The following is a 14,792-nucleotide window of genomic DNA, read 5'->3' on the forward strand; positions in this document are numbered from 1 at the left end:
ATATCCCCCGCCGCCGGGTCCATACGGGCCGCCGCCGGGTATGCGCCCCTATGGACCGCGGGTGTCCCGGCGCCCAAGGCGCTTGGTGCTCATAGGCGCCGCCGTCGCCGCCGCCGTCGTGGTGGTGGTGCTGATCCTGGGATTCGCCGCGCCGGGCTTTTTCATCACCCGAGAACTCAACGTCCACAAAGCTGAAGCGGGAGTGCAGTAAATACTCTCCGACGAGGCCATCGGCTACGGCGCCAAAAACGTCAAGGACGTCAAGTGCAACGACGGCCGAAATCCGACCATCAAAAAGGGTGACACCTTCACCTGCGAAGTGAGCATCGACAACACGAAACGGCTGGTGACCGTCACCTTCAAAGACGACTCGGGCACCTACGAAGTAGGTCATCCCAAATAGCGTTCCGTATAACAAAAGCCGCCGTGACGGACAGCTTCGCGTGGCTGGCCGCCCCGCCGCTGGTCGCCGGCAATTACAGGAAGGTGTTAATGGCCGTTCCCCAAGGTCTTCAGCGGTTCGATGCCTCGCCTTTGACGGAGGCTCGGGCTTGCTCCGCACACTGCCCGAACCCGCACGAGCACGACGCTGGAGGCGATACTTTTGCCGTGCGCCAACGCCTTCGTCGCGGGCATCTGGTCTGATGCGGCACGGCATCCGGCACTGCACAACCAAGAACCAGCGCGAACCGAAAACTTGGCCTGTTGCAAGGTGGTTCACATGACCTGGCCCGGCCAACCGCCTCCCTACTATTACGGCTACGCAGGCCCACCGCCGCAGCCGTACGGCGCGCCGCAGCCGTGGTCTGCCCCACCGGTGCGCAGAACCAGCGGCTGGGCCGTCACCTCGCTTGTCGCAGGGATTCTCGGTGCCGTCCTGCTCGCTGTGGTCGCGGGCATCATCGGGCTGCGACAGACCAAGGGCGGGCAGCGCGCAGGACGCGGCCTGGCCGTTGTCGGCCTGGCGTTGTCAGCAGCCTGAGCTGTAATCATCGCGGTCGCAGTGCTTATCGCCACCACCAGCGGTGAACATTCCGTGCGCGCAACTGAGCTCCAACCCGGAGACTGCATCGGGACCATCTCATCGGAGGACCGTGTCGAGCGGCTCGACACGGTCAGCTGTGACAAACGGCATGACGGCGAAGTATTCGGCGTCGTACCGCTGCTCCCCTTGCCGTCGTACCCGGGAGAGGACGAGGTGCGCCGGCATCGCAGCGAATGTGTACCGCTACTGCAGAAGTACGCACCGTCGGTGGCTGCCTCAGACACCTTTCACTACTACTACTTGTATCCCACCGAGCAGACGTGGGAAAACGGCGACCACTCGCTGACCTGTATCGCCCGGTTCCCCGGCGGCCGAACGGGTTCGATCAAGGAATAGTTTCGCTCCATCACCGCCCTGAGAGGGGCCGCGCCGACATTTCCTGCGCGAAAGAGATTGCGCCGCAACGCTGCTGGAGGCCCATCTGATTGGGATGTACACCAGTCGAGGTTGGGCGGCGGGCGTCGCCGACGAAGTGGGATTCGAGGCAGACAACGCGGCCCGCGCGAGGTGACCAATCTGTCGATCAGCCGATGCGCGTGGCACAACGGATCACGTTGCCCACTACTAGGCCCCTCGTGGTGGGTTACTCTGCGTTGGACATGAGGAGAACCCGGTGAACGGCAGATGGGTGGCCGTCCTTGGTGGTGCGGCGCTTGTCGCTGTTATAGTTTCGGGCTGTTCGGGTGCTTCGAAGACGAACCAGGGTGCTCCGGGCTCTGGTGCAGCGAGCATCGTCAAAGTCGTCGTCGACGGTAAGCCGCGCCACGTCGAAAACCATGTGGAATGCGTGACCGCGGCCAATATGGTGTTCGCCAACGTCGGCAGCGACCAGGACCGTATCGCCGCGACCCTCAGCGAGGGAGACAATCCCAGACTCATCAGTCTGGTGTTGGGCGCGGTCGATGAGGTCCCGTTGATGTACAACGACTCAAATGGTGACCCGCGCCCGACCGTCACCAAGACCGGATCGACGTACACAATCGTGGGCACTGCAACAGGTCCTAGCCCTGCCGGCGGCGGAAACATGTCCGAGCCATTCGATCTCGAGTTCACCTGCCCACCGCGCTCGTGAGTCGGTGCACGACGACAGGTTCGGCTCGGTAGGTAAGTACACGCGGCGATGTCGAGTCATGGCTGTTCGGACCATCGCTGTGTCGACCTCGCATCCACCGATCTCAACGGGTTCACCGGGGTGGCCGGTGCGCTGCGCCTTTAGCGCCGAAACTTGTGCGCGAGACCAGAGCTGATCCCCGATAACCTGAAGGCAGCGGTGCGGTTGCGTTGGGCGATCCCGGCTCAGGCGGGAAGAGCTGTCCCGAGGCGAATGCGTCGATCTGCAAGCATCTGCGCAACAGGGTGACTCGTGAGTCATGGAAAGGGTGCGGATGGTTAGTGGCAGTGAAGCCACCGAGATGACAACGCGCGGTGCGGTGCGGTTTTTTTGGTTGTGGCTGACGGTGGCCACCGGAGCGTCGGTGGCGGGCAACGTCACCCACGCGGTGCTCAGCGCGCCGGCGGCTACGGTTGCGCTGTCGGCGGCGGCCGCGGTCGTGCCGCCGGCGGTGCTGCTCGGTTCGACACACTCGGTCGCTTTGCTCGTGAGGACCCGACCGCTCGGGTTCGCGTATTGGTGTGCACTGGCGATGACCGTCATGCTGGCAGGTTGTGCATTCGTGCTGTCGTTCGATGCGCTTCGGGATCTGGCGGTGATGTTAGGGATGCGCCCTGGCCGAGCGTGGTTGTGGCCGTGCGCAATCGACGTGTCCATTGCACAGTCCACGTTGGCGCTGTTGTCGCTCACTCCCCCATCCCGGGCATGCTCGGCGTCGCGCCCTGGTGTGTATTCTGGCGCTGGCACGTCCGGTGAGACCCACACGTCGGGGCAACCGGGTGGTGCCCCTGGGCGGGTTGCGGTGCAGCGTGATGGCGTACCGGACGACAACGCCGCCGCCTCCCCCGCGCCGCATGCTTCCACGGCGAACGGTGAGCCCGCGTTGAGTGCGGTTCCCGATGCGGCAGACGAGTCGGTAGACGCGGCGAGTCTGCTGCGCTGGAAGCCGACCGCCGACGAGCTGGTCCGCAGCGGGGTCACGTCAAAAGACCCCGAGATCGTCGCCGCTATCTTGGCGGAGCACGCCGCCGGCACGCCACCTAGTACCATCGGGCGGCGCCTGGAAGTCCACCACAGCACCGTGGGCCGCATTCTTGCGGGCGCGGAAAGCCTGACCGGATAAGGCAATCGGTAGCAGCGGTGTTCACCTACCGGGCCCTGGTAAGGCTCGCGGCGGGGCGCTGGAGCTAACCCGCCGGCGGGTGATGACCCCAACGCCACCGTCTTTGTCCCAACTGATGGAAGGGCGACGTTGAGGTTATGGCCTGTTGAACGGTCGGCCTTGTTGACGGCGGATTCGCAGATATTTCAAGGGCCTTAACGGGATGGCCGGGTCTGGTGCTGTGCAGCGCCGAAACTTGTTGCCACGAGAGCAGAGCTGGTCCCCGATAGCCTGAAGCCAGCGGTGCGATTGCGTCGCCGGAGCCCGCTGCAACTATGCCTAGCACCCGACCGCCGGCTTCCAGGAAAACCCACCATAGGCTGGTCCATCGCACCGGCCAGCGTGTGTTGCCGTGGACACGGGCAAATACTCAGCGAATCTGAGTAGTCTTACAGATCCCGACCAGCCGTGTGGTGCAGCATCGTTGCCGGCATGACAGTTCCCAATGGCACACCGAAGAACACCACCGCATTTTTCGTCCAGGCAGCTGCCGCGTTCGGGTTGAGCTTCCTTACCGCGCTCGGCGGCATCTTCTTCCTTCCGCTTGATCCCTGGCAGCGCCTGTTTCTCGGGATCACTGTGTTGTTCCTGGTCTCGAGCGCGTTCACCTTGGCCAAGGTGATCCGCGACCAGCAGGAAGCCGCCACCGTGCGTGTCCGCCTCGACGAAGCGCGCGTGGAAAAGCTGCTGGCCGAATACGACCCGTTTACAACCTCGACGTAAGTACTGCACTCCACCGGCGCACCACAAACAGCTCGAGCCAGCGGCGCTGCCCATCGGTGAGGCTGGCGTTGAAGCAGAACCGTTGCAGCACCTTGCCGGTGATCGACTCCCGTCGGGATCGGCTTCTCGGCAGCGCCGCAACCACTTTCACATCATCTCCTATAGAAGGGACCTGCGACCCCATGACAAATCTGTTGGGTTTCCCCGACGCCGCTGAGCTGGCGGCGCGCACTCCGGCCGATCGTGACCGCGTCCTGGACGTCATCCGGATCGTGTCGCTGGCCGCGGTGGTGCTCGGCCACACGCTCATGGCGATCAGCATCATCAGCGATCATGTCCTGATCTGGGACAACCTGCTCACCACATCCCCGTTTTTTCAGGCGTTGACGTGGATCTTCCAGATCATGCCGCTGTTCTTCTTCGCCGGCGCCGCGGACTGCGTGTCGTCGTGGCGCCCGGGCACCAACTGGGGCGGCTGGCTGATGAAACGCTGCACCAGGCTGTTCCGGCCGGTGTTCTACTATCTGGGGTTTTGGGCGGTTGCGCTTACCGCGCTGTACTGGCTTGTGCCCCAACACGTCTACGAACCGGTTGCCGGTGTCAGCATTCAGCTGCTGTGGTTCCTGGGCGCCTACGTTCTGGTGCTGGCCGCGATGCCGGTGCTGTCACTGATCAGCAGCACCGCCCGCCTCGGCGCGGGTGTGACCGTGGTGTACGGAGCGATCGCGGCAATCGACGCCGCCCGGCTGCACTGGCCGGCCGCGGCGCCGCTGGGTTACCTGAATCTGGCAGTCTGGCTCATTCCGGCCATGTTCGGCGTCGCCTATAGGCGCCGGCTGGTGACCGGCCGTGCCGCGCTGGCCGTAGCGGGAACCCTGTTCGTCGTCGATCTCGCGCTGTTGCGTTGGGGGCCTTACGAAATCAGCATGGTCGGCACCGGCGACCACCACCTGTCCAACACCAGCCCACCGTCGTTGCTGCTGGCCGGGCACGCAATCACCCTGAGCGCGTTGGCGATCGCCGCCGCCCCGGCGATCGGCCGCTGGGCCCGGCGGCCCCGCGTGTGGTGGTGGACCGCGGTCGGCAACTCCGGAGCGATGACCCTCTACCTATGGCACATACCCGCGCTGCTGGGCGTCCACCTGCTCTTCGACGGGCTCGGCTGGCCTCGCTACCCCGGCCGGCACGACTTCCTCGCGATCAGCGCCGCCCAGCTTCTGATGATGGTCGCCGTGGTGGCGGTGCTGTTCGTGGCGTTGCGGCCCATGGAAAACAACGCGCTAGCCGGGTGGGACGGCGCGCCGGCAATCACCTCGGTGGGGCGCGGCACCGCCATCGGCGTGCTGCTGTGCGTGGCCGGGGTGGCCACCCTGGCCGCGATCAGGTGGGGCCTCAAAGACGACGGCTTGCTTTACGTTGCCGTGATGGTGACCGCGCTGCTGACAGCGCGGGCGCTGGCCGCGACACGAAGGGCCCACCTGCCGGCAGCGACCCGGCAAGTCTCCGATCCGATGCGCGCCCGGTGAACCATGCACGTGCTGGACACATCTGGATCTGCGCAGCGGCTTAGGGATCCGGGCCGGGTGGGTGCTCGACGTGACTTTGGCACCAGTCGACGGTGCGCGGGTCGGCATATCGGCGAGCTTCGTTGACCACCCGGGTTCGGTCGCGATCGACCGAGGACGCCGCGTTCGCCGGTGGCGTATATCGATACGCCTTCGGGATGTCCGCTGGGCGCTTCGGCGCCTCGGCGCAGGCCGGATGTCCGCGCCACTCGATCGTGTCCGGTTCAACGGGATCGGGGAAAGTCGGCGAGTACCAGCCTTCTTGCAGATCGAGCAGGTAGTAATAGTACGCCGCGTTGTCCATCGCTTGCCACGGACCGGGATCGATGAGCGACTCCCTGGTGTCGCGCACAAGCCCCCACAGGCTCTCATCGGGCGGCGCTTTGTACACCAAATACATCAGCGGTCCCTCGGTCCAGGCATGGGTCACCCAGTAGGGTCGTTCTCCCTCGTCGTTGCCTTCGGCGATGTAGCCCAACAAGTCTCGCAGCACATCCGCCGCGAACTTGGCCTGCGCGTCGTCGGCCTCAGCTGATGGGCACATTAGTGGGCTAACCTCGAATTGTCCCGTGCTACGGAAATGGTGGCGTTTCGACCTGCTTATTCCCAACTTTGGTTGCACGCAACTTGTTTTCTGGCAAGGAACCTCAGGCCCCACGAATCTGTCGGCGTATCAGACGGATACGCCGGTTCCCAGGCGATGCCCATCGACGGCGGTTCTAGCGTGGTTAAGGTTCGTCGTCCAGGCCGTGCTCGATGGCGTAGCGGGTCAACTTCACCCGGTTGGCGACTTGAAGCTTGCGAAACGTTGCCTGGACGTGGTTTTCGACGGTGCGGTGGCTCAACGAGAGCTTTTGGGCGATCTGCTTGGCGGACAGTCCTTTGGCGACGTAGCGCAACACCTCGGTCTCCCGCTCCGTCAGGGTAGGGCGACTCGGCCCCGGGTCCTTGCTGTGCGCGATGCGCCGGTATTCGCCCAACACCAGCCCCGCCAGGCTCGGGGTGAACACCGCCCGCCCTGCGGCGGTCGCTTTGACGGCGTCGGCGAGCTCAGCCTTAGAGGCGCTTTTCACCAGATATCCGGTGGCGCCCGCCTTGACGGCCTCCAGGACGTCGGCGCGTTCGTCGGAAGCCGAGAGCACCAGCACCCGCGACGACGGTGACACCGCCAGGATCGCGGTGGTCGCCTGCGCGCCGTCGCCGTCGCGAAGGCGCATGTCCATCAGCACCACATCGGGTTTGACGGCCGCCGCCCGGCGCTGCGCGGCGAGCACGCCGTCGGCGGTGGCGACCACGGTGAAGCCGTCGTCAGCCAGATCGCGGGCAACCGCGTCGCGCCAGATCGGGTGGTCGTCGACGACCATCACCGTCGGCGCCATGTCGTCAGTCATGGCGCCCGTCCCGGCGCGGCACACACAGCTCCCATTCGGTTCCCTCCCCTGGAGCGGTGTGCAGCTCGGCACTACCGCCCAGCGACGTCAACCGTCCCACAATCGATTTCGCGATCCCGAGGCGTCCTTGCCGGGCCGCTTCCTCGAGCCGGCCGGCGGCGATGCCGACACCGTCGTCGCGGACACTGACCAGGACCGAATGGCCGAGATCTTCTACCAGGACGAACGCATGCGCACCGGGACCGGCGTGGGCGCGCACGTTGTCCAGGACGTTGCCCACCGCCGCGTCGAGCTCCGTGGCCATCCCCCGCCCCAAGGGCACCGGCGTTGCGGGCACGCTCACCGACACCAGGTCGGACTCTCGGCAGCTCAGCAGCGAACGCAGGTCGATCGTCTGGGCGTCCCCGTCGCGGTCGATGTCGGTGCAGGCCAGCCAGCGCCGCAGCGCGCGTTCTTGTTCGCTGGCCAAATCCGCCAGTTCCGCTGTGGGACCGCCGATTTCGTGGCCTTTCTTGGCGACCAGCGCCAGCACTTGGATGGCTCCGTCGTGCACCTCGCGAGAAAGCCGCTCACGTTCTTGCACTGCGGCCGACAGTTGGGCGGCTCGTTGCAACTCGTCGTGGGCGCGCCGCGCGGTCTGTGCGGCCATACCGATCGCCATCCCGATGGCCAGCTCGATGATGACGGTGGCGTTGTGCCCGAGGTTGAGGGCGAGGTAGTTCTTGACGGCGAAATTGGTGGCGATCACCGTCACGCCTGCCAGCATCCCCCCGGCCGGGCCGAACTGGATCGCGGCCGAAATCGTCGGGTTGCTGGCCCACAACGTCGTCGGCCAGGTCTGGTTGTCGGCCGCCCACAGGGGCGTCGCCACGACTTTGTTGGACGACATGAGCAACACGACGACGAGCAGCTCGGCGATCACCCAGCGCGGTGTGCGACCGAACCCGCGCAGGTACGCGATCGCGCAAGCTGCGCTCCAGCTGATCAGCAACGCGAAAAGCACCCAGCCCAGCGCCGGTCGGCGCAGATCGTGGTTGATGGCGATCTGAAAGCCCGTCGCGTAGATGCAACTCAACAGCCGAAACACCTGCGCGGCGCGCCACAGCGGCACAGTTGGGTCCAGACCGCGAGTCGCCACCGGCCCAGCATAAGTGCGGGCCAGGGGCGTGTTCAGCGCTTGTTATGCCGGACTCGGCGGTGACGTCCTCCGGACCTTCGGGCGGCTGAAAGATCCAGGTGCCGGCTCTGCCGGTAGGCGATTAGTTGGGTGTCAGGAGGCGGCGCGCACGCTGAACCAGGCTTCGCGCAACAGCTCGGGGATCGTCAGCCCGCGCCGTTCGGCTTCGCGAGCGAGCTCGATCTTGTCTGCCTTGGTGAAGCGCACCGGGATGGACTCGGTAAGCCGCCGGTTCTCGGATCCCACCTGCTGCTCCTCACGTCGTCGAAGGTCCGTGTGCGCCCGTCGGGGCAGTGTTCAAGTCTCTAGAGTCAAGCATCTAAGTTCTACTTTCTAGATTCTAGATAGTAGAAGGTGGATACTCGAAGTGTGGACGCGACACGCGCCAGTGAGCTGCTCTTCGGCCGTAAGTGCCGGCTGGCCGTGGCGGCGTGGGTGTTGCAGCATCCGAAGGGACGGTTCTTCCAGTCCGAGCCGCGCGGCATCGAACACGCCTCACCGAGCAATGTGCTCGAAGAACTCAAGCGTCTGGTGGAGCTGGGCATGCTCGAAGTGGAACGCCCCGACGACTCACGGCGCGTGTATTACGTGCGCACCAACAGCAGGCTGTGGGACATCATCGCCGCCGCGCTCGAGGCCATCGAGGCCGAAGCGGACTGACCCGCCGCGGCCCAGGGCGATCGCCCACATGGCCGATCGCTCACGGCCCCTGGGTGCTCAGCCGCTCTCGTGCGGTGATCCATTTTCGAGCACGCGCATCAACATGCGCACGCCGTCATCACCCAAGTAGCGCCGCAGGGCGTCGGCCAGCAACTGCGGTTGCGAGTCAAACTGGGCCAGTGCGCGGCTAATGATGCGGGTGCGACCCGGTGTCGCTTGACCGCTGCGATCACGCGCCTGCGGATGCTCCTCGCGCGCTTGCTCTTCGGCTTGTTGTTGGGCAGCAAGCCATGCCGCCACCTGCTCTTCGGTCGGCAGCCGCGCGATCGAGCGCGCGACCCGGATCGCCATCTCCCCTTGTCGTAGCGCGACCTGCAGTTCGGGTGCAAGAGACAGCAGCGCGCGCCGTTGGGACACCCAGCCTTTGGTCTTGCGCAGTCGTGCGGCCGCCGCGTCACCGCTGCCACACTCCCGGACGAGCTCCTCGACCGCGCGGGCCTCTTCGAGCACGTCGAAGTCGGTGCGGTCGATGTTTTCACTGATCGCGGCTGTGATCAAAGTGGCCCTGTCCCGGGCGATCTCGTCTTTGACGATGATCTCGAGGTCGCCGCGGCCGTACTTGTGGGCCGCCGCCAAGCGTCGGCATCCGTTGATGACAACCCAGCGGGTGGAGATCTCCTCCTCGGGGTAAAGCCGTTGATATGCCCCCCGACTGACGACCACCGCAGGCTGCAGCTGGATGTCGGCGATGCTGGCCAGGTCGTCGAGGTTGCCGACGTCGTCGCGGGGGTTGTGCGGGTTGGCAGTCAGCTCCGACAGCGGCACAGATCTGCTCGGGTGGCCCGAGTTGGGCTGGTCGACCGGCGAGTGCTCGCCCACGGCGCCGGCGAGACTGGCCAGGCTGGTGCGCTGTCCGCGTGCCATCATCGGCCCCCTGCCCACGTCGAAAGTTCCAGCGCTAGTTTGTAGAAGTCCTCACGGGCCTGCAGCGCCACCCGGCTGGGGTGGTATTCGGTAACCACCAGGCCGTCGGCGCTGGCGCGGGCATGCAGTTTGTAGTGCCGAATGACCGTGTGCGCCAGGGGCCATTTGTTTTCTCTGGCGAACTCCTGGGTCTGCTCCAGGTCGGGTCGGCCGTCGCGGGGATCCCAGTTGTTGATCACCACCACGTAGGGAAGACTGCGCGGCTCAATGACTTTGCGGATGGTGCGGGCAGTGGGGTCGAACGACAACGGCTCGGGCTCCAGCGGAACGATCACCAGGTCGGCCACCTCGAGCACAGCGCGCAGGGCGTCGGCTCCCGGTCCCCTGCCCAGCGGGTCGGAGCTGTCGTCGTTGCCTGCCAAGTCGATCCAGCCGGGGGTGTCGACGTAGACGTGCCGGATGCCGGGCAGCTCGCGCAGCCGGTAGAGCCCATCGGAATCGCCAGCGGCCTCGACGATGTGAAATGGAAGGTCGCTGACCCGGCTGGCCCACCACACTGCCGAGCCCTGCGGGTCGATGGACACCGCGGCCACCGGCGATCTCGCGTCGGCGGTGTCGCCGCTGGTGAGTACGTCGGCGGTGACAGCGGCGAGGTTGACGGTGATGGTGCTCTTGCCGACCCCGCCCTTCTGGTTGAGCAGAACGTGAACGGGCATGAAATACAAGACCTTCCGTATGCTTCCCCCGCGCGGCGCGGAGTACTTCGGACGGGAACACCTGCACTCTACGGGTCGCGGTGGCCACCCGCATCACGACACACCCACGTTTACCGGGTAAACCGCACAGTCAATGGTGGTGAGCCGCTCGGCACTCCGTACTCTTCCGGCGCGTCGCTGTTCTGCTCGGCGTGCATGAAGGGCATCGCGTTGCTTACGGCGGTCTTGGCGCCCAAGCCGGCGAACTGGCTGCGCAGCGCCTCGGCGCGGGCTAACAGTATGTGCACCGCGCAGGGTCGGGTGCCCTCGAGGGCGAGGACCGTCGGAGCGGTCCGCAACTCGGCGGCCGCCAGGCCCAGGATCACCATGGTGGCCGGCGTGAGTTCGTCGTCGCGGGCGTCTGCTTCCAGCTCGTCGAGCCACTCTCGTTGCTCGTCGTCGCGCTGGTAGCGTTCGGCCGCTTCGACCAAGCCGGTGATCAGCGAAATCAGCTGTGCACGGTGGTGTTTGAGCCACTGGTGCTCGGTGTCGGTTCGCTGGGCCGCCTGGCGCTGGGAGCGTCGTGCGTCGCGGGTGATCTTTTCGTCCGGGCGGTCATAGCGCAATAACGCCTCGAGCCGGTCGATGCGGTCAAGCACTCCCTGCTTACCGACGCCCACCTGGGCGCCCAGCTGCGTGAGGAACAGTCCGCGATCGCGGCCGGCCTTAAGGAAGTGCAGTTCCCGTCGGCGGTCCTCCCACCACAGCCAGTTGTTGAGGGTCAGTGCGTCGCAGACCTCTGCCTGCAACACCCACCGTGGAATGTCTGGGCCGCTGTATCGTCTGAGGTAGTCGAGGATTTCGCGGGGATCGGCGTCCGGTGAGTCGGGCAGTCTCTCGCGGTTGCGGTCGTCAACTTTGGCTCGTCGTCGTGCGATCAATTCGATCGCCCGCGCCGCCTCGAATCGGTTCACCTTGGGACGAGTGGCCACGGTGTCAGTATTTCACTGACGGATGGCGAGGGCTGGTAGGCCCGTCGGACAACATGTTTCGCGTCGCGTCGCCGCCACCGAGGTTTGCCCGGCCGCACTGGGTGCGGGTCACCGAGTGAATGTGGCGGCGAGCCAAGCCTATTCGCCGCCGATCACAGGCAGTGCTCGAATGCGCATAGCACTCCCGCCGATATAGGTAAGCATTGCCGGTCCGGCAGCGCAGTAGCGGATCTCGACGTCGCTGCCACTGACGTTCCGATCCGCCGGTAGCGGTCGGCACGTCAGTGGCCGGCGTCGCAGTGCGGAAGTCCGTGCGGGCGCACGGATCTCGAGTTCGCCGCGCTGGTCGCCGAGGGTGATCACCGGATCGGGCGGCTTATTACCACGCACGATGAAGCAGGTTTCGTGACCGTCCACGCGAATCCTCCTGAAAATCGGGTCATTGCGCGCCGTGGCCTCCGTGGCTGTATTCACCTGGAAGATCGTATGTTTTTCCGCCGGCTCCCCGCGGCGCCGTCGCGCGCTATGCCGCGCGGCTGAACGTCGACTTGCGCAGGACTGCGCTGGGCACCTGTGCTGAAGCCGCCCGGGCCCGACCGCAAGACCACCTTCTGTTGGTGCTGGTGCCGACGACGGCGGCCATTTGGCCCTGACAGAGTTTCGCGCGGGTGCGTGTGCATACCGCGCTCTATGAGAAACATTGCCCTGACTTGGATCGGTACAGGATGCGCGAGCCTCGGGTTTGGGCCGCACTGCGCAGCGAACCGATGCGCAGTGCGAAACGCCGCCGCCCGCAGTCGAATCGCCACGCCGGTATCGGGAGCCATTGGTTCGGACGGCTGCGTCGTCAAAGGCGGGCTTCGGCTCCCGATAGCTGGTGTTGCCCGCCGACCCGATGGCCCGCATGCAACGGCTCACCAGTGCGTCGGCCGATTCAGGGCAGGCCCCTAGGCTGCGCGCGTCGGTCGGCGGCGAAGGCGCGCCCGACGCCGGTTTACCCGGTAAACCAGCGTCGGGCCTTCACCCCGGTTTACCGGGTAAACCGAAATGCGGCTAGGGACATCTGATTCCGCCCGGCGCCCGATGTTCTGCACCTGGGACGGTGTAGGACACCAATCTCCGATGTTCGATTCTTGGGGCTGGTTTACCCGGTAAACCGGCAGTGTGCATGGCCGGGTTTAAAGGCTAAAAGCATCTTCCGCCCGTCGCAGGTGATCGCGTCACCAAATCACACTGTGATGTCCTCGCGGCGTGACGCGGTCACCACGTCATCGGGTCGCTCCGTCTTTTGGTGAGCGCCTGATCGGATCACGGCGTCGCGCGGCAACTGTGCGACGCAGTCATCCCGTGATGGCGCCTCAGTGTGATGTTGTGACAGGGACACGCAGTGATCTGGTGGCGGCGCAACGCGGTGATCGCGCGGCGCCGTCGCAGCATGAGCATGTGATCGGGTGAGCGCATGACGAGATCACTCGGTCCCACGGCGACGACGCGACATGATGACTGCCTCACTCGATCTTCCAGTGACGTCGTGATGCACCAATCGCATCACTGGGTGATCGGATGACCGGGTCACCACGCGTCGGTGTGACGGTGTCGCCTGATGACACCGCGACCTCGTGGCCGCAACACGCTGTTACCTGATCACCGGAAGCGGGCGCGGCAAGTGGTGTAATTCGGTAGTCACATTTGTCACATCGGTCACAGCAGAGAGGTGGCGTCTTGGACGCAGAGGTCATCGCGATCGCCAACCACAAGGGCGGCGTCGGTAAGTCGTTTACCGCCGCCAACCTCGCGGCCGGCCTGGCGCGCGGTGGCTGGCGGACATTGTTGGTCGACTGCGACGCACAGGCCAACACCACGTCGATGTTCGACCCGGACGACGACGTCGAATTCGACCTCTATGACTTGATCAAGAACGAAACACCCATCGCCAAGGTCATTCGCAGTACCCGTATCGACAACCTCGATCTGCTGCCCTCCACGCTCGCGGTTGCGCAGCTCGACCAGGAGTTGGTGATGCTGCACCGGCGCGAGTACCAGATGGCCATGGCCCTCGAACCGGTGTACGCCGCCTACGACGCGATCCTGCTCGACCTTCCACCCAACCTGGGCCAGTTGGTCATCACCGGACTCAACTCCGCGGACTGGCTGATCATCCCGTGCGACGCGAGTAAGTGGGGGATCCGCGGGGTCCGCAGCTTTCTGCAGTGGTCGGCCATTTTGCGCAAAGCCCAAGTGCTGTCCGCCGACCTGTTGGGTGTGCTGTTGACCAAGTACGAGACGGGCACATTGATCAGCCAGAAGACGTTGGCGGCGTTGAAAGGTGAAGACCTGCCCCTGTTCGAGGCGGTCATTCCCAAACGCACCGCGGCCGAACGCATGATCAGCGACCAGCGCGTCCTCGGTGACGTGGGCGCTGACAGCGATCTGGCGCAGGCGTACGCCAACTTCACCGTCGAGGTGATGCAGCGCGTCGACACCGGGCGCCGGCAGCGGGGAAGGCATCGACGTGGCTAAGAAAGACCCCTCGGCCGCGGTGCTGGGGATGCTCTCGACCTACGGTTCGCAGACCCGGCCCACCGCGCACAACGCGCCCGCCCCTGAGCCGGCACCGGCAACCGACCCACTGACCGATCCGCCGGCGCGCACCGCACCGCAGGCTGATTCGGTGAGCGCGCCGCCCTCGCGGTCGTCACCGCCCGGGCCGATCAGCGCACCGGCCACCGCTGCGAGCGTCGGCGACGACATCCCCGAGGCCGCCCCTCGCACGTTGCGGCTGCGAGCCACGACAGCGGCGAAGCTCCGCGAGGCCTGGGTGCAGGCCAAACGCGACGACGTTTTCTTGACCGCGCAAGACTTCGCATCGAACCTCATCGAAGAAGCGTTGGCGGCACGCAAGCGACGCACGAGTTCGGCCCGCTCGGCATAGCGACACTCTGCGCACCGGTTTACCCGGTAAACCGACGCCGATTCCAGATTCCGGACGCGCATCACGCCGCCACCCGCGCGGTGACCATGTGACCGGCCGGATCCAGTAGCACCCAGCGGGCCTGCCGCCAACAAAACGGCGTGGTCTGTGCTGACTGGCCGTCGGTGACCACATAGCCCAGGTGCGCGCCGCGTTGCACCCCGAGATTCGACACCGCGACGGCGCACCCGGCGCACGCCGCATACAGCGAAGAGGCGTCGCGGGCGCGCCGCCAGGGCAAATCCGGGATGCGGCAACGGATCTCGTCAAGCGTGTACCGGCATCCGGGCATCATCACCTCGCAGTGCCCGCAGGAGCGCACCTCCACGCCCACCCATGGCGAAAGCCCGTGTGGGTACACGCCAGCCTGCGCGCC

Annotated in this window: 18 protein-coding genes and 2 pseudogenes; 10 read left to right on the forward strand and 10 right to left on the reverse strand. The window is 65.5% G+C overall.

The features are described from left to right. The 6 genes and pseudogenes from ACFE99_RS14035 to ACFE99_RS14060 form a co-directional block, all read left to right on the forward strand. Positions 1-403, forward strand: a pseudogene (locus ACFE99_RS14035) (DUF4333 domain-containing protein); the annotation flags it as partial. A 318-nt stretch (positions 404-721) separates the two neighbouring features. Then, positions 722-982, forward strand: coding sequence for a DUF4190 domain-containing protein (locus ACFE99_RS14040; RefSeq protein WP_375486230.1), 261 nt, complete (start codon positions 722-724; stop codon positions 980-982). A 54-nt stretch (positions 983-1,036) separates the two neighbouring features. After that, complete coding sequence (locus tag ACFE99_RS14045) at positions 1,037-1,381, forward strand: septum formation family protein (RefSeq protein WP_375486232.1); 345 nt, start codon at positions 1,037-1,039, stop codon at positions 1,379-1,381. 277 nt (positions 1,382-1,658) lie between these two features. Further along, a complete protein-coding gene (locus tag ACFE99_RS14050) occupies positions 1,659-2,117 on the forward strand; it encodes a lipoprotein LpqH (protein ID WP_375486234.1) in 459 nt (152 codons plus the stop codon). A gap of 340 nt (positions 2,118-2,457) precedes the next feature. Further along, positions 2,458-3,279 (forward strand): DUF2637 domain-containing protein, encoded by an 822-nt coding sequence (locus ACFE99_RS14055; RefSeq protein ID WP_375486236.1) that lies wholly within the window; start codon positions 2,458-2,460, stop codon positions 3,277-3,279. A gap of 471 nt (positions 3,280-3,750) precedes the next feature. Next, positions 3,751-4,041 (forward strand): YiaA/YiaB family inner membrane protein, encoded by a 291-nt coding sequence (locus ACFE99_RS14060; RefSeq protein WP_375486238.1) that lies wholly within the window; start codon positions 3,751-3,753, stop codon positions 4,039-4,041. Here the strand turns inward: ACFE99_RS14060 and ACFE99_RS14065 are convergent. Continuing rightward, positions 4,025-4,192 carry a hypothetical protein gene (locus ACFE99_RS14065; RefSeq protein WP_375486240.1) on the reverse strand — a complete coding sequence of 56 codons (168 nt, stop codon included), beginning with the start codon at positions 4,190-4,192 and terminating at the stop codon, positions 4,025-4,027. The genes ACFE99_RS14060 and ACFE99_RS14065 overlap by 17 nt on opposite strands. Before the next feature lie 31 nt (positions 4,193-4,223). Here ACFE99_RS14065 and ACFE99_RS14070 point away from each other — a divergent pair, with 31 nt between their 5' ends. Beyond that, complete coding sequence (locus ACFE99_RS14070) at positions 4,224-5,567, forward strand: acyltransferase (protein ID WP_375486242.1); 1,344 nt, start codon at positions 4,224-4,226, stop codon at positions 5,565-5,567. Positions 5,568-5,607: 40 nt separating this feature from the next. Here ACFE99_RS14070 and ACFE99_RS14075 read toward each other — a convergent pair whose 3' ends face one another. From ACFE99_RS14075 to ACFE99_RS14090, 4 genes are all read right to left on the reverse strand, one after another. Beyond that, positions 5,608-6,150: a hypothetical protein gene (locus tag ACFE99_RS14075; protein WP_375486244.1), complete on the reverse strand. Its 543-nt coding sequence runs from the start codon at positions 6,148-6,150 to the stop codon at positions 5,608-5,610. A gap of 184 nt (positions 6,151-6,334) precedes the next feature. Beyond that, positions 6,335-6,997, reverse strand: coding sequence for a response regulator (locus ACFE99_RS14080; protein ID WP_375486246.1), 663 nt, complete (start codon positions 6,995-6,997; stop codon positions 6,335-6,337). Further along, complete coding sequence (gene macS / locus ACFE99_RS14085) at positions 6,990-8,135, reverse strand: MacS family sensor histidine kinase (RefSeq protein ID WP_375486248.1); 1,146 nt, start codon at positions 8,133-8,135, stop codon at positions 6,990-6,992. The genes ACFE99_RS14080 and macS overlap by 8 nt, the downstream gene beginning before the upstream one ends. Positions 8,136-8,267: 132 nt before the next feature. Then, positions 8,268-8,420, reverse strand: a complete 153-nt coding sequence (locus ACFE99_RS14090) for a hypothetical protein (protein ID WP_375486250.1) — start codon at positions 8,418-8,420, stop codon at positions 8,268-8,270. Positions 8,421-8,543: 123 nt separating this feature from the next. On the opposite strand from ACFE99_RS14090, the gene ACFE99_RS14095 reads away from it, so the two are divergent. Continuing rightward, the gene (locus tag ACFE99_RS14095) at positions 8,544-8,834 is read left to right on the forward strand and encodes a hypothetical protein (protein ID WP_375486252.1); all 291 of its coding nucleotides are present in this window, start codon (positions 8,544-8,546) and stop codon (positions 8,832-8,834) included. A gap of 57 nt (positions 8,835-8,891) precedes the next feature. On the opposite strand, the gene ACFE99_RS14100 is transcribed toward ACFE99_RS14095, so the two are convergent. The 4 genes from ACFE99_RS14100 to ACFE99_RS14115 all read right to left on the reverse strand — a co-directional run bounded on the left by ACFE99_RS14100 (position 8,892) and on the right by ACFE99_RS14115 (position 11,862). Further along, positions 8,892-9,758 carry a ParB/RepB/Spo0J family partition protein gene (locus tag ACFE99_RS14100; RefSeq protein ID WP_375486264.1) on the reverse strand — a complete coding sequence of 289 codons (867 nt, stop codon included), beginning with the start codon at positions 9,756-9,758 and terminating at the stop codon, positions 8,892-8,894. Continuing rightward, positions 9,758-10,474 (reverse strand): ParA family protein, encoded by a 717-nt coding sequence (locus ACFE99_RS14105; protein ID WP_375486254.1) that lies wholly within the window; start codon positions 10,472-10,474, stop codon positions 9,758-9,760. The genes ACFE99_RS14100 and ACFE99_RS14105 overlap by 1 nt, the downstream gene beginning before the upstream one ends. 110 nt (positions 10,475-10,584) lie before the next feature. After that, positions 10,585-11,445 carry a hypothetical protein gene (locus tag ACFE99_RS14110; protein WP_375486256.1) on the reverse strand — a complete coding sequence of 287 codons (861 nt, stop codon included), beginning with the start codon at positions 11,443-11,445 and terminating at the stop codon, positions 10,585-10,587. 138 nt (positions 11,446-11,583) lie between these two features. Further along, a complete protein-coding gene (locus ACFE99_RS14115; protein ID WP_375486258.1) occupies positions 11,584-11,862 on the reverse strand; it encodes a hypothetical protein in 279 nt (92 codons plus the stop codon). A 1,305-nt stretch (positions 11,863-13,167) separates the two neighbouring features. Here ACFE99_RS14115 and ACFE99_RS14120 point away from each other — a divergent pair. Further along, on the forward strand, positions 13,168-13,965 hold the full coding sequence (locus ACFE99_RS14120; RefSeq protein ID WP_375486260.1) for a ParA family protein: 798 nt from the start codon (positions 13,168-13,170) through the stop codon (positions 13,963-13,965). Then, positions 13,958-14,377, forward strand: coding sequence for a hypothetical protein (locus tag ACFE99_RS14125; RefSeq protein WP_375486262.1), 420 nt, complete (start codon positions 13,958-13,960; stop codon positions 14,375-14,377). The genes ACFE99_RS14120 and ACFE99_RS14125 overlap by 8 nt, the downstream gene beginning before the upstream one ends. A gap of 61 nt (positions 14,378-14,438) precedes the next feature. Here ACFE99_RS14125 and ACFE99_RS14130 read toward each other — a convergent pair. After that, positions 14,439-14,792, reverse strand: a pseudogene (locus tag ACFE99_RS14130) (hypothetical protein); the annotation flags it as partial.

Origin of the sequence: uncultured Mycobacterium sp. (genome assembly GCF_964249325.1) — a bacterium.
Classification (GTDB): Bacteria; Actinomycetota; Actinomycetes; order Mycobacteriales; family Mycobacteriaceae; genus Mycobacterium.

What these genes read in the sequence shown, in the direction of transcription:
- ACFE99_RS14040 (WP_375486230.1), top strand. Translation starts at nt 722, where the DNA reads ATGACCTGGCCCGGCCAACCGCCTCCCTACTATTACGGCTACGCAGGC.
- ACFE99_RS14055 (WP_375486236.1), top strand. Translation starts at nt 2,458, where the DNA reads ATGACAACGCGCGGTGCGGTGCGGTTTTTTTGGTTGTGGCTGACGGTG.
- ACFE99_RS14060 (WP_375486238.1), top strand. Translation starts at nt 3,751, where the DNA reads ATGACAGTTCCCAATGGCACACCGAAGAACACCACCGCATTTTTCGTC.
- ACFE99_RS14070 (WP_375486242.1), top strand. Translation starts at nt 4,224, where the DNA reads ATGACAAATCTGTTGGGTTTCCCCGACGCCGCTGAGCTGGCGGCGCGC.
- ACFE99_RS14075 (WP_375486244.1), bottom strand. Translation starts at nt 6,150, where the DNA reads ATGTGCCCATCAGCTGAGGCCGACGACGCGCAGGCCAAGTTCGCGGCG.
- ACFE99_RS14080 (WP_375486246.1), bottom strand. Translation starts at nt 6,997, where the DNA reads ATGACTGACGACATGGCGCCGACGGTGATGGTCGTCGACGACCACCCG.
- ACFE99_RS14100 (WP_375486264.1), bottom strand. Translation starts at nt 9,758, where the DNA reads ATGGCACGCGGACAGCGCACCAGCCTGGCCAGTCTCGCCGGCGCCGTG.
- ACFE99_RS14105 (WP_375486254.1), bottom strand. Translation starts at nt 10,474, where the DNA reads ATGCCCGTTCACGTTCTGCTCAACCAGAAGGGCGGGGTCGGCAAGAGC.